Origin of the sequence: Shewanella sp. MF05960 (assembly GCF_050849305.1) — a bacterium.
In the GTDB taxonomy this organism is placed as follows: domain Bacteria; phylum Pseudomonadota; class Gammaproteobacteria; order Enterobacterales; family Shewanellaceae; genus Shewanella.
Window position 1 is genome coordinate 30,873 of sequence record NZ_JBOZPS010000005.1, and the last position, 20,535, is coordinate 51,407.

The 20,535-nt window shown below is 42.3% G+C and carries 19 protein-coding genes; 14 read left to right on the plus strand and 5 right to left on the minus strand.

All coding sequences use genetic code 11. From position 1 onward, the window contains the following. Positions 1 to 25: 25 nt before the first annotated feature. On the minus strand, positions 26 to 2,062 hold the full coding sequence (gene metG, locus ACROAE_RS06420) for a methionine--tRNA ligase (protein ID WP_432400165.1): 2,037 nt from the start codon (positions 2,060 to 2,062) through the stop codon (positions 26 to 28). 137 nt (positions 2,063 to 2,199) lie between these two features. Between metG and apbC the strand changes: the two genes are divergently transcribed. Genes apbC through ACROAE_RS06465 form a run of 9 tightly spaced genes read left to right on the plus strand, consistent with a single transcriptional unit; the run spans position 2,200 to position 9,313 of the window. Continuing rightward, on the plus strand, positions 2,200 to 3,333 hold the full coding sequence (apbC, locus tag ACROAE_RS06425) for an iron-sulfur cluster carrier protein ApbC (RefSeq protein ID WP_432400166.1): 1,134 nt from the start codon (positions 2,200 to 2,202) through the stop codon (positions 3,331 to 3,333). 9 nt (positions 3,334 to 3,342) lie between these two features. After that, positions 3,343 to 3,981 (plus strand): uridine kinase, encoded by a 639-nt coding sequence (gene udk, locus ACROAE_RS06430; RefSeq protein ID WP_432400167.1) that lies wholly within the window; start codon positions 3,343 to 3,345, stop codon positions 3,979 to 3,981. Positions 3,982 to 4,004: 23 nt separating this feature from the next. After that, positions 4,005 to 4,589 carry a dCTP deaminase gene (dcd, locus tag ACROAE_RS06435; protein WP_432400168.1) on the plus strand — a complete coding sequence of 195 codons (585 nt, stop codon included), beginning with the start codon at positions 4,005 to 4,007 and terminating at the stop codon, positions 4,587 to 4,589. 5 nt (positions 4,590 to 4,594) lie between these two features. Beyond that, positions 4,595 to 5,422: an aminodeoxychorismate lyase gene (gene pabC / locus ACROAE_RS06440; protein WP_432400350.1), complete on the plus strand. Its 828-nt coding sequence runs from the start codon at positions 4,595 to 4,597 to the stop codon at positions 5,420 to 5,422. Beyond that, positions 5,419 to 6,432 carry an endolytic transglycosylase MltG gene (mltG, locus tag ACROAE_RS06445; RefSeq protein WP_432400169.1) on the plus strand — a complete coding sequence of 338 codons (1,014 nt, stop codon included), beginning with the start codon at positions 5,419 to 5,421 and terminating at the stop codon, positions 6,430 to 6,432. The genes pabC and mltG overlap by 4 nt, the downstream gene beginning before the upstream one ends. Next, positions 6,432 to 7,076 carry a dTMP kinase gene (gene tmk, locus ACROAE_RS06450; RefSeq protein ID WP_432400351.1) on the plus strand — a complete coding sequence of 215 codons (645 nt, stop codon included), beginning with the start codon at positions 6,432 to 6,434 and terminating at the stop codon, positions 7,074 to 7,076. The genes mltG and tmk overlap by 1 nt, the downstream gene beginning before the upstream one ends. A 26-nt stretch (positions 7,077 to 7,102) precedes the next feature. Further along, a complete protein-coding gene (gene holB / locus ACROAE_RS06455) occupies positions 7,103 to 8,095 on the plus strand; it encodes a DNA polymerase III subunit delta' (protein ID WP_432400170.1) in 993 nt (330 codons plus the stop codon). A gap of 47 nt (positions 8,096 to 8,142) precedes the next feature. Beyond that, positions 8,143 to 8,469: a PilZ domain-containing protein gene (locus tag ACROAE_RS06460; protein ID WP_432400171.1), complete on the plus strand. Its 327-nt coding sequence runs from the start codon at positions 8,143 to 8,145 to the stop codon at positions 8,467 to 8,469. A gap of 55 nt (positions 8,470 to 8,524) precedes the next feature. After that, complete coding sequence (locus ACROAE_RS06465; RefSeq protein ID WP_432400172.1) at positions 8,525 to 9,313, plus strand: TatD family hydrolase; 789 nt, start codon at positions 8,525 to 8,527, stop codon at positions 9,311 to 9,313. Between the two features lie 331 nt (positions 9,314 to 9,644). On the opposite strand, the gene rsmF is transcribed toward ACROAE_RS06465, so the two are convergent. Next, entirely contained in the window at positions 9,645 to 11,099 is a 1,455-nt protein-coding gene (gene rsmF / locus ACROAE_RS06470) for a 16S rRNA (cytosine(1407)-C(5))-methyltransferase RsmF (protein WP_432400173.1), read from the minus strand. Positions 11,100 to 11,221: 122 nt separating this feature from the next. On the opposite strand from rsmF, the gene ACROAE_RS06475 reads away from it, so the two are divergent. Continuing rightward, positions 11,222 to 12,448: a nucleoside recognition domain-containing protein gene (locus ACROAE_RS06475; protein WP_432400174.1), complete on the plus strand. Its 1,227-nt coding sequence runs from the start codon at positions 11,222 to 11,224 to the stop codon at positions 12,446 to 12,448. Between the two features lie 125 nt (positions 12,449 to 12,573). Here ACROAE_RS06475 and ACROAE_RS06480 read toward each other — a convergent pair whose 3' ends face one another. Genes ACROAE_RS06480 through ACROAE_RS06490 form a run of 3 tightly spaced genes read right to left on the minus strand, consistent with a single transcriptional unit; the run spans position 12,574 to position 16,511 of the window. Further along, positions 12,574 to 15,216 carry an MlaD family protein gene (locus ACROAE_RS06480; RefSeq protein ID WP_432400175.1) on the minus strand — a complete coding sequence of 881 codons (2,643 nt, stop codon included), beginning with the start codon at positions 15,214 to 15,216 and terminating at the stop codon, positions 12,574 to 12,576. Then, positions 15,203 to 15,892 (minus strand): paraquat-inducible protein A, encoded by a 690-nt coding sequence (locus ACROAE_RS06485; protein ID WP_432400176.1) that lies wholly within the window; start codon positions 15,890 to 15,892, stop codon positions 15,203 to 15,205. Before ACROAE_RS06485 ends, ACROAE_RS06480 begins: the two co-directional genes overlap by 14 nt. Then, positions 15,882 to 16,511: a paraquat-inducible protein A gene (locus tag ACROAE_RS06490; RefSeq protein ID WP_432400177.1), complete on the minus strand. Its 630-nt coding sequence runs from the start codon at positions 16,509 to 16,511 to the stop codon at positions 15,882 to 15,884. Before ACROAE_RS06490 ends, ACROAE_RS06485 begins: the two co-directional genes overlap by 11 nt. Before the next feature lie 209 nt (positions 16,512 to 16,720). On the opposite strand from ACROAE_RS06490, the gene ACROAE_RS06495 reads away from it, so the two are divergent. The 4 genes from ACROAE_RS06495 to prc all read left to right on the plus strand — a co-directional run bounded on the left by ACROAE_RS06495 (position 16,721) and on the right by prc (position 20,492). Then, on the plus strand, positions 16,721 to 17,014 hold the full coding sequence (locus ACROAE_RS06495; protein ID WP_432400178.1) for a YebG family protein: 294 nt from the start codon (positions 16,721 to 16,723) through the stop codon (positions 17,012 to 17,014). Between the two features lie 49 nt (positions 17,015 to 17,063). Next, complete coding sequence (locus tag ACROAE_RS06500) at positions 17,064 to 17,537, plus strand: GAF domain-containing protein (RefSeq protein WP_432400179.1); 474 nt, start codon at positions 17,064 to 17,066, stop codon at positions 17,535 to 17,537. A gap of 261 nt (positions 17,538 to 17,798) precedes the next feature. Further along, positions 17,799 to 18,419 carry an RNA chaperone ProQ gene (gene proQ, locus ACROAE_RS06505; RefSeq protein ID WP_432400180.1) on the plus strand — a complete coding sequence of 207 codons (621 nt, stop codon included), beginning with the start codon at positions 17,799 to 17,801 and terminating at the stop codon, positions 18,417 to 18,419. A gap of 21 nt (positions 18,420 to 18,440) precedes the next feature. Next, a complete protein-coding gene (prc, locus tag ACROAE_RS06510) occupies positions 18,441 to 20,492 on the plus strand; it encodes a carboxy terminal-processing peptidase (RefSeq protein WP_432400181.1) in 2,052 nt (683 codons plus the stop codon). Positions 20,493 to 20,535 lie beyond the last annotated feature (43 nt).

Below are 20,535 nucleotides of genomic sequence, written 5' to 3' on the forward strand. Positions count from 1 at the left end.
ACATACTTTTATGGTCACAATGATACTATTTTACGCGCATACCCGGTTGTGCACCTTCGTGTGGCTCTAAAATAAACAGGTCTTTACCGCCAGGTCCGGCTGCTAATACCATGCCTTCGGAGTCACCAAACTTCATGGTGCGCGGTGCAAGGTTAGCCACCATCACAGTCAACTTGCCGACTAAATCTTCAGGTGCGTAGGCTGATTTAATCCCTGCAAACACTTGTTTAGTCTCACCACCTAAATCAAGTTCTAGACGCAGTAACTTATTTGCCTTTTCAATGTGTTCAGCTTTGCTGATACGGGCAATACGCAAATCAATTTTTGCAAAGTCATCGAAGGTGATTTCAGGACTAATAGGGTCTTGCGCTAATTGATCAACTGCTTGTGTCGGCGCTGGCGCTTGAGTCACTTGCAGGTTTTCTTTAGACGCTTCGATAATGGCTTCGATGCTTTTCATCTCAATACGTTGCATTAAGGCTTTAAACGGCGCAATTTCATGACCAGATAAATCTTGCGCTAGGTTTTCCCACGTTAAAGTCAGTTGTAAGAAACCTTCAACATCTTGTGCCAGTTTTGGTAACACCGGTTTAAGGTAGGTCACCAATATACGGAACAAGTTTAATGCATTACTGCAAACCTGATGTGCTTCTTCTTGTTTATCGTCTTGCTTAACTAACTGCCATGGTGCGGCGTCAGCAACATAACCGTTTGCAATGTCAGCTAATGCCATAATTTCACGCATGGCTTTACCAAATTCACGGGTTTCATAAAACTCGGCAATGGTTTCTTTTTTAGCTAAAAACATCTCGGTTAGGCTCGTGTCAGCGACGTTAGCAAGCTTACCGTCAAAGCGTTTACTGATAAAACCTGCGGTACGAGAGGCAAGGTTAACCAGTTTTCCGACTAGGTCAGAGTTAACGCGCTGAGCAAAATCTTCTAGATTTAAATCTAAGTCATCAATACGGCTATTTAATTTAGCGGCATAGTAATAACGTAAATATTCAGGATCTAAATTATCAAGATAAGTACGTGCTTTAATGAACGTGCCTTTTGATTTTGACATCTTTGAACCGTTTACCGTCACATAACCGTGCGCATATACGCTGGTCGGCTTGCGAATACCTGCGCCTTCTAGCATGGCTGGCCAGAACAAGCTGTGGAAGTAAACAATGTCTTTACCAATGAAGTGATAAACCTCAGCCGTAGAATCAAGGCTCCAGAAATCATCGAAGTTGAGATCGTCACGTTTGTCACATAAGTTTTTAAACGAGCCCATGTAACCGATTGGCGCATCTAACCAGACGTAAAAGAATTTACCTGGCGCATCGGGTATTTCAAAACCAAAGTAAGGTGCATCACGAGAGATGTCCCATTGTTGCAAGCCTTGCTCAAACCATTCGCCCAGTTTGTTGGCCATTTCTTGTTGTAATGAACCCGATTGAATCCATTCTTTCAACATGCCTTCAAATGCAGGTAGGTCAAAAAAGAAATGTTCGGTGTCTTTCATAATCGGTGTCGCACCCGACACGGCTGATTTAGGATTAATCAAATCTGTGGTGCTGTAGGTTGCGCCGCAATTATCACAGTTGTCGCCGTATTGGTCTTCAGACTTACATTTCGGGCAAGTGCCTTTAACGAAACGGTCTGGTAAGAACATGTTTTTTTCAGGGTCATACAATTGCGAAATGGTTTTGGTTTTGATGTAGCCGCCATCACGTAGCTTAAGATAAATATCGTTGGCTAACGCGCGGTTTTCGTCGCTGTGAGTGCTGTGGAAATTATCAAATTGAATATTAAAATCAGCGAAATCTTGTTCATGCTCTTTTTGCACCTGAGCAATCATTTCTTCTGGTGTAATACCCATCTGCTGAGCCTTCAGCATGATTGGCGTACCATGAGCGTCATCGGCACAGATGTAATAACATTCATGCCCACGTAACTTTTGGAAGCGCGACCAGATATCCGTTTGGATATATTCAAGCATGTGACCTAAATGGATCGGACCATTGGCATACGGTAAGGCACTTGTGACCAGTATTTTTCGCTGTGATGTCGTCATTTTGTCTCTATATCAAATTACACCAAAAATATGGCTTAATCGTACCTGATTGAGTGACATTTTTCATCAAAACATGACTTAAAAAGTGTATTAATCACTATTTTTTTACCAAGTTCTGATACACTTGTAAAAATTTCATGTTCGGAGCCATTGTTTTGGTTAAATCGCATACAAACTATCAATTAAGTGATGAATTATTGTCACCAGTGTTAGATATTTTAGAGGCCTTTGTTGATCCTTATTTGAAAAAAGGCTTAGTTTCGGCACAGTGCGTTACCGCACTATCAATATCAGGAAAACGTTTACAGCTCAGCTTAGTTTATCCTTATCCTTGCATGACCCAATATCGCGATACAGTGATGGCCATAACGAACCGTTTAGCGGTGTTAGATGCCATTGATGAAGTGGAATGCGAAATTGATTTCCAGCCCCGAGTTTACTCAGCTTTACCCTCTATAGCTCCTATTCCAAATGTAAAACAAGTGATTGCGATTGCATCTGGTAAAGGTGGTGTAGGTAAATCAACCACAGCAGTCAATTTAGCATTAGCGTTAAAGGCAGAAGGCGCTGAAGTGGGCATTCTTGACGCCGACATCTACGGCCCTTCAATTCCGTTAATGCTAGGCATACCAAATTTCAGACCACAGTCTCCAGACGGTAAGCACATGACCGCGGCATTAGCTCACGGCATTTCAGCACAATCGATTGGATTTATGCTCAGTGGTGATGAAGCCGCGGTATGGCGCGGCCCAATGGCTGCGGGTGCGTTAGCGCAATTGCTAAATGAAACCCAATGGCCAGAACTTGATTATTTAATTATCGATATGCCACCAGGAACCGGTGACATTCAATTAACGTTATCGCAAAAAGTCCCTGTGAGTGGCGCTGTTATTGTCACTACCCCACAAGATATTGCCTTAGCGGACGCTAAAAAAGGCATTACCATGTTTGGTAAAGTCAATATCCCGGTATTAGGTATTATCGAGAACATGAGTTTTCACCTTTGCCCTGAATGTGGTCATAAAGAGCACCCATTTGGTACTCATGGTGGCAGCCAAATCGCCGAAAAATACAATGTTCCTTTACTGGGCTCATTGCCACTGCATATCAATATTCGTGAATCTATGGACAACGGCACACCCAGTGTAATCAGTGAGCCAGAAAGTGAAGTGTCAGGGATATATCGCGAAATCGCCCGCAAATTAGGGGCGAAATTAGCACTTCAACAAGTTACATCAACCGTAAAAATTAGCATATCAGACGACGAGTAAGGTTAAGAGATGAATTCTCAGCAGTGTGTCATTATTGGGATTGCCGGTGCGTCGGCGTCGGGTAAAAGTTTAATCGCCAAAACTATTTTTGAAGAGTTGTGCAGAGACTTAGGCACAAACCAAATTGGGGTGATAAACGAAGATGCCTACTATCGTGATCAAAGTCATATGACCATGGATGAACGGGTTAAAACAAACTATGACCATCCAAAAGCGTTAGACCATCAGTTATTAGCGACACATTTAACCCAACTTAAACAAGGTGAAGCCGTTAATATCCCTTGTTATAGTTACACAGAGCATACTCGCACTAGCGAAACACTCGCGATGCAGCCTAAAAAAGTGATTATTTTGGAAGGCATTTTGTTATTAACTGATCCTAAGTTACGTGAATTGATGGACGCTAGTGTGTTTATGGATACACCCCTGGACATTTGTTTCTTACGTCGGTTAACCCGTGATGTTGCTGAGCGTGGCCGAACGATGGAATCGGTGATCTCTCAATATAAGCGTACCGTACGTCCTATGTTTTTACAGTTTATTGAGCCATCAAAACAATACGCTGATATTATCGTACCTCGTGGCGGTAAAAACCGGATTGCGACTGATATTTTAAAAGCTAGAATTCAACATTTATTAGCTAAGTAACCGTACCAAGCAGAGGGTGTTGCATGCGTTTAACTGATATTGAAATTGAACAGTGTTTAGATAATGGCACCATTGTTATCGAGCCGCGCCCTAGTATTGAGGCCATCTCTGGTGTCAGTGTTGATGTGCGTTTAGGTAGCCAGTTTCGCGTATTTAAAGACCATACAGCCCCTTACATCGATTTAAGTGGCCCTAGTGCAGAAATGCAATTAGCACTTGACCGTGTGATGAGTGACAAAATTGAAATTGCTGAAAATGAAGCCTTTTTCCTCCATCCTGGTGAACTGGCTCTGGCAGTGACATTAGAAAACGTCACACTACCGGCAGATATTGTCGGTTGGTTAGACGGTCGCTCATCTTTAGCGCGTTTAGGGTTAATGGTGCATGTAACCGCGCACCGTATTGACCCGGGTTGGCAAGGTAAAATTGTTTTAGAATGCTATAACAGTGGTAAGTTACCCTTAGCATTGCGTCCTGGAATGACCATTGGCGCCCTTAATTTTGAACGCTTAAGCTCCGCCGTTGCGCGTCCTTATAACACTCGTAAGAGTGCCAAATATAAAGATCAGCAAGAAGCCGTGGCTAGCCGGATCAGCCAGGACAAATAATGGCGCTGGTTTGGGTTAACCAAGTAAAACAAGGCTCCATCAGCCCTTTTGACCGAGGACTGGCCTATGGTGATGGTGTTTTTGCGACAATGCGTACCGCTTCTGCCCATCAGGCAGCGGCGGTTTTGTTTTTGGACTCTCACCTGCAACGCTTGCAACAAAGCTGTCAGCGAATTGGGATTCAATGGCAAGCAAGTCAGCCACTTGTCGATCAACTCAGTTTATTAGCCGCCACGTATCCAGGTCACTGTATCAAGCTTTTACTCACTCGCGGTGTCGGTGGGCGAGGTTATCAAGCACCTGATATGGCCAATGTCACCGAAGTGGTTTCAGTACATGCTATTCCAGAACATTATCAACACTGGCAACAACACGGTATCGCACTGGCATCATCACCTATTTCTCTTGCACGACAGCCTTTATTAGCAGGGATTAAACACCTTAATCGGCTTGAGCAAGTATTGATAAAATCACAACCCTTAATCGCTAACACCGAAGATTGGTTGGTGTGTGACACTGATGGTTGGGTGATTGAATCTTCGATGGCGAATATTTTTGCTATAAAGCAAGGCAAGGCTTTTACACCTGCAATAACCCATGCTGGTGTGAGTGGTGTCATGCGTGAACAAATGATAGACCGGCTGTTACAAGAGGGCGTTTCGGTTACCGCACAGGCGATGCAATATGTCGATATTTGCAGCGCAGATCATATTTTTATTACAAACAGTTTATTTGGTGTTGTAGATGTTAACACCATTGACCAATTTCAATTTAGCCGTTGGACGCACACATCGCGATTCAGGCACGTTCTGAGTGTAAATTTATCATCATGAAAAAAACAATAACAACTCGATTACTGGCAAGTTTAATACCGTTATTTGCCGTGCTGTGTATCAGCGGATATTGGTTTGCTACAGACTTAATTGCATTTCAAAAGCAGCCATTACCCATCACTGAATTACAACCTCTAAATGTAGCTGCTGGCACGTCTGTGATTAAACTTGCGCAACAACTTGAACAACAAGGGTTGATTGTTGACAGTTGGAAGGTGAAATATCTGGTGAAACTTGAGCCTAAATTAGCCAGCATCAAAACAGGGTATTATCAATTAATCCCAGGGGATACGTTAGAGAGTGTGTTTAAACGATTACGTTTAGGCCAAGAGGCAGTATTTACCGTTACACTTATCGAAGGTAAATCCATTAAAGAATGGCAGCAAGCGTTAGCCAGAAGCGAGCATTTAGTGGTAGGAAGTGATGACTTTAACCAGGTGTTAATCGCCAATGGCGACACATCGGGGTTACCAGAAGGTAAGTTTTATCCTGAAACGTTTCATTATCATGCAGATGACAACGTACAAGCGGTATTACAACGTAGTTATGACATGATGCAAATGAGCCTTAAACAAGCGTGGGACGGGCGAGATGACGATCTTAAGTTAACGTCTCCCTACGAGTTGCTGATCATCGCGTCAATTATCGAAAAAGAAACCGGTAAGCCTGAAGAGCGAAATTGGGTTTCTGCGGTGTTTAATAATCGCCTAAAAAAAGGCATGCGTTTACAAACAGACCCAACAGTGATTTATGGTATGGGCGAGCGCTACAAGGGTAATATTACCCGTAAAGATTTACGAGAAGCCACTGCATTTAATACTTATAAAATCGATGGTTTACCGCCAACACCTATCGCCGCGCCAAGTCGTGCTTCATTATTTGCCGCAGCCAATCCTGCTAAAGTCGATTATTTATATTTTGTCTCGCGTAATGATGGTAGCCATGTTTTTTCAGCCACTCTTAAAGCCCATAACCGCGCAGTAAACGAATTTCAGAGAAAAAGAAAATGATGAGCCAAACAGGAAAATTTATTGTAATTGAAGGCCTTGAAGGGGCTGGGAAATCAAGCGCAATTGCATTAGTTAACGATTTAATCCAACAGTATACCGGACAAGCCCCTGTGTGTACTCGTGAGCCTGGTGGTACACCATTGGCTGAAAAAATGCGCGATCTGGTAAAAATTGCCGATGAAACCGATCCTCTGTGCGACGAGGCTGAGTGTTTACTCATTTATGCCGCTCGCGCGCAACTGATTGCTAATGTGATTAAGCCAGCTCTTGCTAAAGGGCAATGGGTGTTAGGTGACCGTCATAATTTATCATCGCTCGCTTATCAAGGTGGCGGGCGTGGGTTAATGCCGTTAGTCAAAGCGGTGAGTGATGCTTGTTTAGCTGGCTTTACCCCAAATTTTACTTTGTATTTAGATATCGACCCAAAACTGGGGTTAACTCGGGCGGCCAATCGTGGCGAGTTAGACAGAATTGAGCAACAAGCTATCGATTTTTTTGAACGAGCAAGGCAAACCTATTTGCAGCTCGCATCCCAAGACGACTCTATTGTGGTCATTGATGCAAGCCAAAGCATGGATAAAGTCCATCAAGATATTCGCAGTCAATTGCTACAGCGTTTACCTTTATTGCACAATAATAACTAGCGGATATTGATAAGGACTATGCTGAAATGAGCGATTATCAACTGGCACAATTGCCGTGGTTAGCTGATGCCCATCAAGGTTTTGTTGATGTGCATTATCGCGGTAAAAGCAGCCATGCTCATTTACTGAATGTCGACAATGCCTTGGGCGGTATTGTGCTTGCCAATGCTTGTGCACAAACGGTGTTATGCCAACAATTAACGCCAGTAGGGGCGTGTGGTCAGTGTAAGAGTTGTTTGCTACTGCATTCGGGTACCCACCCTGATTTGCACATTATAGAGCCAGACGGAAATCAAATTAAAGTTGATCAAATCCGTCAACTTTGCCAGGCCTTGACGCAAACAGCACAGCAAGGTGGGGCAAGAGTGGCTGTCATCACTCATGCTGAGCGATTAAACATTGCTGCCGCCAATGCCCTGTTAAAAACCTTAGAAGAGCCCGGTGAAGGCGTGGTGCTAATTTTACAAACTAATCGTAAATCGCAGTTATTACCCACGATAACCAGCCGTTGCCAAACGTTAGCATTTATCTCACCACAAAAAGCCGATATTCAACAATGGCTGGCAGAGCAAGATTTATTACCCGCGCCAAATTCACAAGGCAAAATTCATGATGTAACCTGGTGTATTAACGTAGTGGGTGGTCCTTTATCCTTGGCCAGTAGTTTACGCAGTAAACATTATCAACAGTTACTGGCGTATCGCCAAGATTGGGCTCAGAGTTTAAAAACGGGACATTTATGTCATAGTCTTTTGAGCTTGTCTGAACAACAAATTGTTGATGCACTTAATGTTTTGTATTTGTACTTACGCCAATATGTGTTAAAAAGTAATAGTAAGGTTCAATTACAAACGCAAGTGAGTGACTCGCAGCAATTGAACCCGTTAGTGCAAGCTAAATTATTAGAGCTTGCTGGGCGCATAATGCAAATGTGCCAAAAGCTGGAAACAATGCCTAGTGTGAATACTCAGGCGTTGTGTCAACAATATGTCCTAGCTTATAAACAATTAACACATTGATTAGCTAGGTTTTATATCAACATTTTACGAAAAGAATGCATTCATATATGGTTGATCTTGTAGTTAACTACGATACATTACACAAACTTTATCGTGCTTATATGCCGTTTATTAAACCGGCAGGCTTATTCATTGCGACCACAGAAAGCCATTTTTTAGGCCAAGAGCTAACAATCTCATACCGTTTGCCAAATGCAACGCAAGCCAATGAATTTAAAGGCGCAGTGGTGTGGATTAACCCGATAGGTGCTTCAGGCGGGCGTCCTGCGGGTATTGGTGTGAAAATAAAGTCGGATGTAGAAAGTCATAAACACCATATTGAAAAACTTTTATCAAGCGAACTGTCCTCGAGTGATTTGACCTGCACCATGTAGCTAGGTATTCTTGCGCATCTGATTTAGTTACTGACATCGTTGTGAAAGAATACCCATGTTAATTGATTCCCATTGTCACCTTGACCGCTTAAAAGCGGCTCCTGATACTGAAAGCCTTCACACCATTATGGATAACGCCAAAGCACAAGGTGTTGACTATTTATTATGTGTTAACGTTCGTCAGCAAGGCTTTGAAGCCATGCGCGATAAAGTTGCTGCATTTAATAATGTGTTTCTCTCTTCTGGTGTTCACCCACTTGATGTGCAAGAAGGCTTGAATATTGAAGACATCAAACGATTTGCGACCGATCCAAGAGTCGTGGCCATTGGTGAGACCGGTTTAGATTACTTTTATTCTAATGACACTAAGACGTTGCAACAGCAATGTTTTGAGCAACAAATTGCCTTAGCCGTTGAAGTGAATAAACCATTAATTGTCCATACTCGAGATGCTCGAGAAGACACCATTAATATGCTTAAAGCAGGTAATGCTGACAAAGTTGGTGGCGTGTTACATTGCTTTACTGAAAACTGGGAAATGGCCAAAGCGGCTATCGACTTAGGTTTTTATATTTCAGTTTCAGGGATTGTAACGTTTAAAAATGCTGGGGAATTACGGAGTGTTATCCGCCAGGTGCCTAAAGACAGGTTACTGGTTGAAACAGACTCTCCTTATTTAGCTCCAGTACCACATCGTGGTCAAGAAAATCAACCAGCATACGTTCGTGACGTAGCAGAGTTTGTGGCTGAGCTTCGCGGTGAAAAATTCGATGAGCTAGCACAATACACCACTGATAACTTTTTCAATTTGTTTAAAGATGCTGCCAAATTGATTGGGCGATAGCCATTAATGGCAGATAAAAAAAGACCCAAAACTATCCAATTGTTTTGGGCCTAGGGGAAGGGCTCAATAAAGAGCCTTGCGCTACTGTTGAGGCATTTCATTGGCTGAGTATGGTATACCATCAAGTTGTTGAACTTATAAATGGTTTGCTCTACTTAGGTACATTGAAATGCCAAATTCTCAATGGGCTGTAAAATAAATTATAGTCAGGCTTATTTATTTTGCATAACAGTAGTGAAAATATTTTCTACATCTACATCTACATCTACATCTACATCTACATCTACTTCTAAATCTACATCAGTACCAAGAGTCTCATAATTCAACATGGTTATAAGGTTAAATTGACTTTGTCGCGTACTAACTCTCTTGGTAAATTATTTTTTAGTCTATGGCCTAAATGTTTAACCACGCCTAATACAACGTCGTGATAACTCACCAACATTTCCCCGTGGGCAGTAATGGCTAATTGCTGCTGTAATGCGTCATTAAAAGAGTCTGTTGCAATATCTCTGCCCATTAAAAAATCTTGTGCCTGAGGCGCGGATAATTCAACAGTGCGAGGCAAGTATTGCGCTGAGCTTGATAATGCAATAATGGCTTCGTGTTTGGCTTTATAGCCTTTTTTCATGACATCTGCGAGTTTAAGTCCAATACGCTGAAAGCGCATCTTGCCAATAAATGGCATAAACATGGCTGGAAATAACCAGTATTCATCGTCGCGCAGCATGATGATGTCATCTACGGGGAGTTCGATTGCAAAACTATCGCTAAAGTATTGTCTTAATTCTACTTGTTGCTTATCTCCAGCAAGAGTGAACGGAAAGTTTTTTTGTAACTTCGGCTGTTTTTTTATGCGTTCAACCGATTTCGTTTTACGCATTTTTGCAACAAAAAAGCCTTCACTGTCGTAAATTTGCGGCCAAACATGCAAAAATCCTTCTTCAGTACAGGCTTTGTTTGCGCCATCAAACAGATTTTTCAGTGAGACAAACTCAACGGCATCAGGATAAGTCTGCTGCAAATACTGACAGATGTGTTGGTTTTCTAACTGGCTTAACGTACAAGTTGAATAGACTAGCGTGCCACCTGGTTTTAATGCCAAAAAAGCAGATTCGATCAACGCTTTTTGGGTTTCACTAATGGCTGTAACGTCTTCAATGTCCCAATGCTTTAATGCCAGTGGATCTTTACGAACCGTACCTTCACCACAGCAAGGTGCATCTAATAAAATAGCGTCAAACGATTCAAATAAATATTCGCCAAATACGCAGCCGTCAAAATGAGTCAGAGCAGTATGGCTCGCGCCCATCCGCAGTACATTGGCATGGAGCACTTTTACGCGGCTTGCAGAATATTCATTAGCCACTAATAAGCCATTATTTTGCATTAAGGCTGCTATTTGCGTGGTTTTAGACCCTGGTGCTGAAGCGACATCTAAGACTAATTCTGCAGAGGTATTGTCAGCAAATAAGGCTGTAGGCGGTAACATCGAACTGGCTTCTTGAATATAAAACAAGCCTTGGATATGTTCGATGGCGTTACCCAGCTGCACATCATCTTTACCGTCAATCCAAAAACCGTCATCACACCATGGAATTGGCTGTAATTGCCAACCCGTCTGAGTCATTATCTCAACAAATGCAGGGGTCGTTATTTTTAACGTATTAACCCTGATTGATTTGCGCAGTGGAATATCGCAAATGGCGATAAAATCATCCATAGACAGATGAGCAGGCAATTCTTTTTCGATGTGACTGATAAAGTTTGGGTTTAATTGGGCCATATTAACTACGTTACATTATTTATTGCGGAATTAGCCTGATCATACCACGGAATTGTTGCCCCCGTTTCGCAATGATTACTGTATATTAAACAAAAACTCACCACTGAGTCATGGAGTTATGTGTGCTAAATAGGGTTTGGCTTTTATTTTTTATTGTCGCAGCACTTTCAATTGTTATTCAATTGATTGGTGGCAACACTGAGGTGTTAAGTGAGTCGGTTACGGCATTATTTGCCAGCGCTAAGCTTGCTGCCGATATTTCACTCGGGTTAATTGGGGTATTGGCTTTATGGATGGGCTTAATGCAGGTTGGCGAAAAGGCCGGAGTCGTCGGGCTATTTGCACGTGTATTTGAGCCATTGCTGTCTAAACTCATGCCAGAAGTGCCTCGTGGCCACGTGGCGTATGGCAGTATTAGCATGAATTTAACTGCGAATATTTTAGGATTAGACAACGCAGCAACGCCTTTAGGCTTAAAAGCGATGCACGATTTACAGAGTTTAAATCCGGTTAAAACGGTCGCGACAAATGCGCAGATTTTGTTTTTGGTGTTAAATACGTCTTCGGTGACATTGGTACCTGTTACCGTTTTTTTATATCGTGCCCAGCAAGGGGCGGCCAACCCTGCAGATGTGTTTTTACCAATCCTATTGGCAACGAGTGCATCAACAATAGTGGGATTATTAGTCGTTGCCATTGTGCAAAAAATCTCACTGTTTAACAGTGTTATTTTAGCGTATGCAGGGCTTATTATCGGCTCATTAATGGCTGGTATCGCTTATTTAGTGACCTTGTCTGCAGATGCCATAGGTCAAATGTCGATGGTGCTTGGCAATGGTATTTTGCTCATCTTGATATTCAGTTTTATCCTTGCGGCGGGTTATCGAAAAATTGCCGTTTACGATGAGTTTGTCGAGGGAGCAAAACAAGGCTTTAATCAGGCGATAACCTTAATTCCATACCTTATCGCAATGTTACTGGCCATTGGCGTATTGAGGGCTTCTGGCGCATTAGATTATGCGCTACAGATGTTAGCATCCGTGGTGAGTGGTTTAGGCTGGGATACACGCTTTATTGATGCTATGCCCACCGCGTTTATGAAACCGTTTAGTGGTTCTGGTGCGCGGGCAATGATGTTAGAAACCATGGACCATCATGGCGTTGATTCTTTTGCGGGGCGTTTGGCGGCCATTTTACAAGGAAGCACGGAAACCACATTTTATGTGTTAGCGGTATACTTTGGTTCTGCCGGTATTCGTAATGGACGTCATGCGCTCAGTTGTGGCCTTGCTGCGGATATGGCCGGTATTAGTGCGGCAATCGGTGTGTGTTATTGGTTTTATGGTTAATTAACGCGATAGTAAGTAATTTACAAATTGCTAATAAGTAATAATGATTAAATTACTAATAACGATTAAATAAAAAGGCCGATAGTGATATCGGCCTTTTTGTCATTTATATCAAACTAAACTTATCATTTGGTTTGCGTCGGTTGCCACTCGGCCCATTCTTCAAGCATGTTATGTTGCAAGAGGATACGGTCATTGACAGACAAGGTGTTTGAATCAGTAGTGACATCTCGTGTCGCAATGGCTATCCCGCCAGCTAGAATCGTTTCAAGTGATTGAGTTTCTAGTTGTGCACCCGAAAATAAGCCAACATCTAATTTGATCCCAGAGGCATCCCAAAATTGACTGCTTTTATTGACAAGATGAGCGTATTGGGCGTTCACATGTGCAAATAACGTAATATCAACACCGCTATCCGCTAATTGATATCCATCAATCTGCCCGACATTAATGCCACGGAAAAACAGAGGTGTGCCCACTTTAATTGAACCTAATTGCGTATCGACTAGCTGAAATCTCACAGCATCAGTTGGTACGTTTGCATCTAAGCGAGCATGGTTTTTAGCCGTGAATACATCAGTGGTTAACGTTTCTTTTCCTGGGATTACCCCGATATAAGGACCAGTGAGTAGGGTTTCAGGTGCGTTGATACCCGCAAGTGATATTTGCGGCTCTACAATAAAAAACTCACTGTCTACGCGACTAAAATGAGCCGCATAATCACCATAAAGATAAGCTTTGGCATTAAGTATTGTTAAGCTTGGGTCAAGTTTAACGTGTGATATTTCACCTATTTGATGGCCTTGGTATCGTATCGCCGCTTTGGGTGTCACTTTCGCGCTGACAGGTAAGGTGAGGTCAATCACTTTGGCCTGCATTAACGCTAAAGACTGGTTATCGTATAAGCGTAAATTCGTCTTGGTTTCGCTTGCAGTATTACCGTCTAAATGCCCAAGGGTTATACCGCCATTAATAGCACCTTTAAGTGGCGCTACATCTATATTCACACCAGCAAGACTTGCATTGATGGATACGGCATTGTTTCGCCAAAACACCGTATTGGCTTTGATTAGCGGTGCAAACTTTTTGTCGATGTTAATATCGATATTGAATTTATCTGTTTTAGCCTGCCAATTGATTTTAGCAACGGCCCCAATTTGCATCTTTTTGTAATAAATAGGCGAGCCTTCCACTAAATCAGCACCATCAATACTGTTTAAGGTTAACTGGGTCATTTGTTGTTGCGCGTATAAAGATTGCGCGGTTGCTAAAGACTCATGTAACGCTAAGGTGCTGTTTGCTTCAACCAAAGCCTTACTTTTAGCAGGAACAAGGCTAATAGCGCCTTCTAACATAGTGGTTAAGTCTCGCGTCGTTACATTAACTCCATCAAGGGAGGCATTGATGGCCAATGCACTTTCTGGCACAAAAAAGCTGCCTTGAGTGACGAGATTCTTAAATTCAGGCAGAATCTCGATTTGATATTCAACGCTTGTAAAGTCATCACTTAAGTTAACGCTAACCACTTGGCCGATGGGCAATTGCTTATAACGTATTTGCGCGCCATTGCTCACCCCTGTGTGAGTGGAAGCCACGACAGTTAAAGCCAGTTTATCAGCACTGAGTAGGTCAGGGGCTTGTGAGGCAAGGGTGAATTGCATTGTTTCTGTTTGCGGTTGAGTACCCGGTAATACACTAATGACACTCCCCGTGATTAATCGGCCAACATTTTTCATGCCTTTAAGCGACAGCTCAGCTCCGCTTAACCAAAAACGGCTATCAGGGGTAATGAGTTCTTTATAGTGATGATCAACACGAACGGATAATTCTACTCCGTTTTTTGTCAGTTGTTTTTTGTCAACATTACCGACAGTGATGCCCCGGTATACGATGGCAGTCCCTTCGCTAATATCTTCAGCATCAGCAGTCAATAGTGTGAACATAACACCACCTATAGCGGTTTGTTCATCTTGAAATAATGGGTAAGTATCGCCGTTCTTCGCCTTAATTGTTTCTGAGCCACTGTCGAAACTGATACCACCGGCTAAAATGGAAGCAATACTCTCAGTGTTAACTTTAATGCCTGCCAGTGATGCATCAATCTTTAATCCAGACACATTCCAAAAGCGGGAGTCTTTGTGCACTAAGTGAGTGTATTGCTCTTGTACAAATGCACTAATGATAATTTGTTTATTACCGTCAAGGCGGTAACTGACCACACTACCCACAGGCACTTGGCGGAAGAACACCGGTGAACCCACATCAATAGAGCCGAGTTTTGGGGCTTTTAGCTCAATCATAATACCTTCGCTACCCGGTAAAATTGCCGGCGCTTCGCGCTGAGCTTCAAACTCTGTAGCCGAGCGGCCATCACCAGGTTGAATAGCAATATAATTACCTGAAAATAAGGTATCTAAGCCTTCAACACCGGTAATGCTTGCTTTAGGTTTTACAAGCCAAAACAAAGTATTTTGATTTAAAAATGGATCAGCACGGTAGTCCATCACAACTTTAACGTTAACACCTTTCAAATCGTCATCGATCCCGATATCAGACACTTTACCCACAGTTAACCCTTGGTATTTCACTAAGGTTTTACCAATGTCGATGCCTGCTGCACTCGGGAAATGGATTACAATTTCAATGCCAGACTCTTTGATGCTTTTAACGCCAAGCCAGGCGCCTAAAATTAACGCGACCACGGGCAATAACCAGATTGGCGAGAATAATTTTTTCTTCACAACTTTAGGTGATTCAATTTGTGTCATGTTTTTTTTCCAAGCGGTCCCAGAGTAAACGAGTATCAAGCACTTTAGCGGCCAGTTGTGTTAGTAAAATAACTAACGCAAAAGCCGTCGCTGCAGGCGCAGGTTTAGCATCAAGTAATTGCCCCATATTAACGAGTGCAACGGTTAATGAAATAACAAATAAGTCGAGCATCGACCAACGGCCAATCCATTCAATAATATGAAAACCAACCATTAATTTTCTTTTTGAAATAGGTAAGTTAAAGCTAATAGCGGCTAAGTATGTCGCCAGGCCAAATATTTTTAACCAGGGCACTAAAATACTGGCCGTAAACACAATAATAGCAATCGGAAACATGCCTGTTTGGACGAGATGGCTTATGCCGCTAAAGATGGTGTCATTGGTCACAACTCCACGGTTTGTTAACAGCGTAATAGGGTAGATATTGGCTAGCACTAATAAAATAGTGGCGGTAACAAGCAACGCCCAACTTTGTTGTACGCTGGCGTAATTACGTGTCGATAACGGACTAAAACAGCGACGGCAATGGCTATTGCTCGTGACATTGAGCTTTTTACACACGGAGCATAAACATAACCCTAACTGATTACCTTGTAGATGTGTAGGTGCAGTTACCCCCTGCTGTGTAACGACCTCAACGGGCTGCTCAGATGTTGATGATTGATCAATGTTCATCGACATAACTCCACATGTGTTCAAGATTATATTCTCGTTGTAAAAATAAAATAATGACAAATAACATGGTAAAGCTAAACGTGCCCATACCAAAATACACATCTGAAAAATCGGATAATTGAAATGCTGACACTAAAAAACTGATGACATAAATTTCAAGCATGGTCATTTGTGCAATTAACCCCTGATTTTTGAGTAATGTAGTATAAATGCGTTGCCAAAAAGATCGCTGTAGTTTTAACTTTACGATAATAACTTGCGTTAAAATTGATAAAATTAACACTGCAGGCGCAATCACAGCGGCGACTAATACGGCTAATCCCACCACCCAATATCCTTGTGTCCATACGGCAATGGCGGCTTCTATTACTGTGGTGGTGCGGATACTGCCTAAAAAGTGAATTTCCAATACTGGTAATAAATTCGCGGGGATAAAGATAAACAATGCAGCAAGGCATAAAGCTAGCATGCCATTAATAGAGCAATAAGGTGAGTCATATAATACCGTATCGCAACGCGGGCAAATAGCCCTTGCACTTGAAGGCAATGCACGCTTTGTGACTGCCAGATCACAAGACCGGCATAAGATGATGGAATCGTGGTCATCTAGTTCATGCATCAAAAGTTTTTAATCCATAGTCATACACGGTGTTATAAATGAAGCAAACACTTGCTAGGTCATCTTTTTGACTCAAATGACGGCTGATAAAATACAGCACACAATCTATCTGCATTGCCTGATAATATCAGAATAATCAGAACACTTGCATCATAAGTTAATAGTATGAGATTCTATGTACTGTATATAAAAACAGTGAGGATAATATCATGGCAGTGATTACCCAATTTGTCGTGGTCAGAGAAGGGGTGGAAAAGATGACATTCACATCGAAAAAGGAGGCTGACGCCTACGATAAGATGCTTGATATTGCCGATAACCTACTTCCTTTTTTAACGCAAGCAGATTTAGGGCTTGATGAAAATAAGTGCGAACAACTCGCATTTTATCTAGCAAACAATAAAGATGAGCTTTCTAACTTGCTAAAAGGCACAGTACAGGTTAAAACCCCTCCTGCAGCAAAAGTAAAAAAAGCGTCTGCAAAAAATACATCAGCGGAATAACGACGTTAATGCCCATAGTGAGCATGAGCGCCAGAGTTAAGGAACAAGAATGAAAACCGAATTTTACCAAACATTAAACCGCCAAGCCCAAGCATTGTTAGAAGGCGAAGACGATTTAATTGCGGGCATGGCTAACTTTTCAGCATTACTTAATGATAATTTAACAGACCTTAATTGGGCGGGATTTTACATTAAGCGTGCTGACCAATTAGTATTAGGCCCGTTTCAAGGTAAAGTGGCTTGTACTCGAATTGCGATGGGTAAGGGCGTATGCGGAACCGCAGCGGCTTTAAATGAAACCCAGCGTGTTGCAGATGTGCATCAATTTGATGGTCATATTGCGTGCGATTCGGCGAGTAATTCAGAAATTGTCATCCCGGTTCGCCGCGGCGAAGAGGTTGTGGCCGTTCTAGACATCGACAGCCCATTATTGAATCGTTTCGATGAAGATGATCAAATTGGCCTAGAAATGATGGTAAAAAGTTTCGAATCTTGCCTATTTGCTCAAATAGCGAACAAATAAGACTAAATCATGGTCGCATTCGCTGCGGCGGGCTTTATAATACGCAGCTGCACGCATTTGTACTGGATTTCATTGTTAGCGATGATTTAAGCTGATAGTCAATTCGGTTAAATTGTTAAGGTTTGTTTCAATGACTTTAGCAAACAGGCGGATAGTGATAATTTGTACGTTGAGCTTTAACGATGAAGCTTGGCGAAAGATGAACGACTGCATGGCAATTAATGCCGCTGAACCAGTCCCTTTATTAACGTGGAAGTAAAAATGGAATCAACAGACAAGTTGACCGACACCAACGCAATTTTAGCGTATTTATATGAAACCTTTCCTTTATGCTTTATTGCTGAAGGTGAAACTAAGCCATTAAAGATTGGTTTGTTTCAAGATTTGGCTGAACGGTTAGCTGATGATTCTAAAGTCAGTAAAACACAATTACGTGTTGCTCTTCGTCGTTACACAAGTAGCTGGCGCTACCTAAAAGGTGTTAAAACCGGTGCAAAGCGTATCGATTTAGATGGCAGTGAATGTGGTGAGTTAGAGCAAGAGCATATTGACCATGCTCAGGCGACGCTAAAAGAAAGCCAAGAAAAGGCTAAAGCTAAGCGTCAAGCTCAAGCACCTAAAAATGCCCCAAAGAAGCCAGTGAAGAAAGCCGCACCTAAACGTGCTCCAGTGAAAAAAGAACGTCCAGCACCTGTCGCTGCGCCTGTTGTTAAACTTGAGCCTGCAAAGCTTGAAGAGTTAAAACAAAAGCAACGAGTGAATGTTAAGTTAGGCGCGACACCGGTTCCTGGTGTAGTAACTGATATTAACAAAGAAGATGTGCATGTTCAGTTAGACACTGGCTTGACCATCAAAGTACGTGTAGAGCACATACTATTATAGAAATTTAAGGAGTACTTGTTGATGCGAAAACTTACCTTGGCCGTGTCGATTGCCAGCTTATTTGTCGGCTTTTCGGCGTGGGCAATATCACCAACGATTCAAATCAGCGAGTTACCCAAGCTAGCACAAGAGCCACAACACAAAGTGGCTAGCAAGCGAGTAACGACTTTATTTACTCGCTCGCACTACCATCGTTTTAATCTTGACGATGCTTTTTCTGAACAAATTTACGGACGTTTTCTCGAGCAACTTGACTATCGTCGTAATGTGCTCACAGCAGAAGATATCGCTAGTTTTGACCAATACAAAAATCAATTTGATAATATGGTGGCTTCGGGTGATATAAGCCCTGCATTCACCATGTATGATTTGGTGCAAAAACGTCGTTATGAACGTTTCGCTTATGCATTAACACTTTTAGATAAAGAGTTTGATTTTACCAAAGCAGGCGATGCCTATGAGTTTGATCGCGAAGAAGCGGCTTGGCCAAAAGATGACGCTGAAGTTAATGAATTATGGCGTCAACGCGTTAAGTACGATGCGTTAAATCTAAAGTTAACCGGTAAAACATGGCCTGAAATTGTTGAAGTGTTAGAAAAACGCTACAACAATGCGATTAAACGCTTAAGCCAAACACAAAGCGAAGACGTGTTTCAAAGTGTGATGAATGCGTTTGCTCGCAGTGTTGAACCCCACACCAGCTATTTATCGCCTCGCAATGCTGAACGTTTCCAAATGGAAATGAACTTAAGCCTTGAAGGTATCGGTGCAGTGCTGCAAATGGATGACGACTACACCGTCATCAAAAGTCTTGTCGCTGGCGGCCCTGCAGCAAACAGTGAAAAATTATCTCCTGAAGATAAAATTGTCGGTGTCGGTCAAAAAGATAAAGATATTGTTGATGTTATTGGCTGGCGTTTAGATGATGTAGTCGACTTGATTAAAGGCCCAAAGGGCAGTGAAGTTGTATTACAGATTTTACCTAAAAAGGGTGGCGCAAATGCTAAACCTTTTGAAGTCACCATTACACGCGACAAAATACGTTTAGAAGATCGAGCGGCAACCTCTAAAGTGGTTGAACCAAAAGACGGCCAATATGCCAATCGCAAGGTCGGTGTGATCCAAATTCCTGGTTTTTACATGAATTTATCGCAAGATGTTGCCAAAGAAATTACCAAACTTGAACAAGACAACGTTGAAGGCATCATTATTGACCTTCGTGGTAATGGCGGTGGAGCCCTCACTGAGGCCACGTTATTAACCGGTTTATTCATTGATATGGGGCCGGTTGTTCAGATCCGTGATGCTAATGGCGGTGTCAATCAAAACCGAGATAACGATGGTAAGAGTGCATATAACGGCCCGTTGACTGTGATGGTTGATCGTTACAGTGCTTCAGCCTCTGAAATTTTTGCTGCGGCGTTACAAGATTACGATAGAGCCCTTATTGTAGGGGAGTCAACGTTTGGTAAAGGCACAGTCCAGCAGCACAAAAGCTTAGGCAGAATTTATGATATGTACGAAAAGCCAATCGGCCATGTACAGTATACCATCGCTAAATTTTACCGTATTAATGGCGGCAGTACTCAGTTAAAAGGTGTAACGCCAGACGTTCGTTTCCCTAGTGCTCTAGAGCCAGGTGAATATGGTGAGTCTGAAGAGAAAAATGCATTGCCATGGGACAAAGTACCCGTAGCGCAATACAGCACACTAGGTAATATTACACCAAACTTAATCAGTAACTTAGACGTGAAGCATAAAGCACGTATTAGTACAGATACAGAGTTTAGTTATATCTATGAAGATATTAACGAGTTTAAAAAGCATCATGATGACAAAACGATTTCACTGGTTGAGAGTGAGCGTATTGCTTCACGTGAGTCTGATGATAAACGCGCTTTAGACCGTGAGAATGCTCGTCGTACTCATCAAGGTTTGCCAGTAGTTAAATCGCTTGATGACATTGAAACAACGGATGACAGTAAGTTACCTGATGCATTTTTGGATGAAACGGCATATATCACATTAGATATGGCTGATGCAGAAAAACTGGCTAACGCTAGTACTAAATAAGTCACAACGTAATGACAAAAACGCGCTTAGGCGCGTTTTTTCT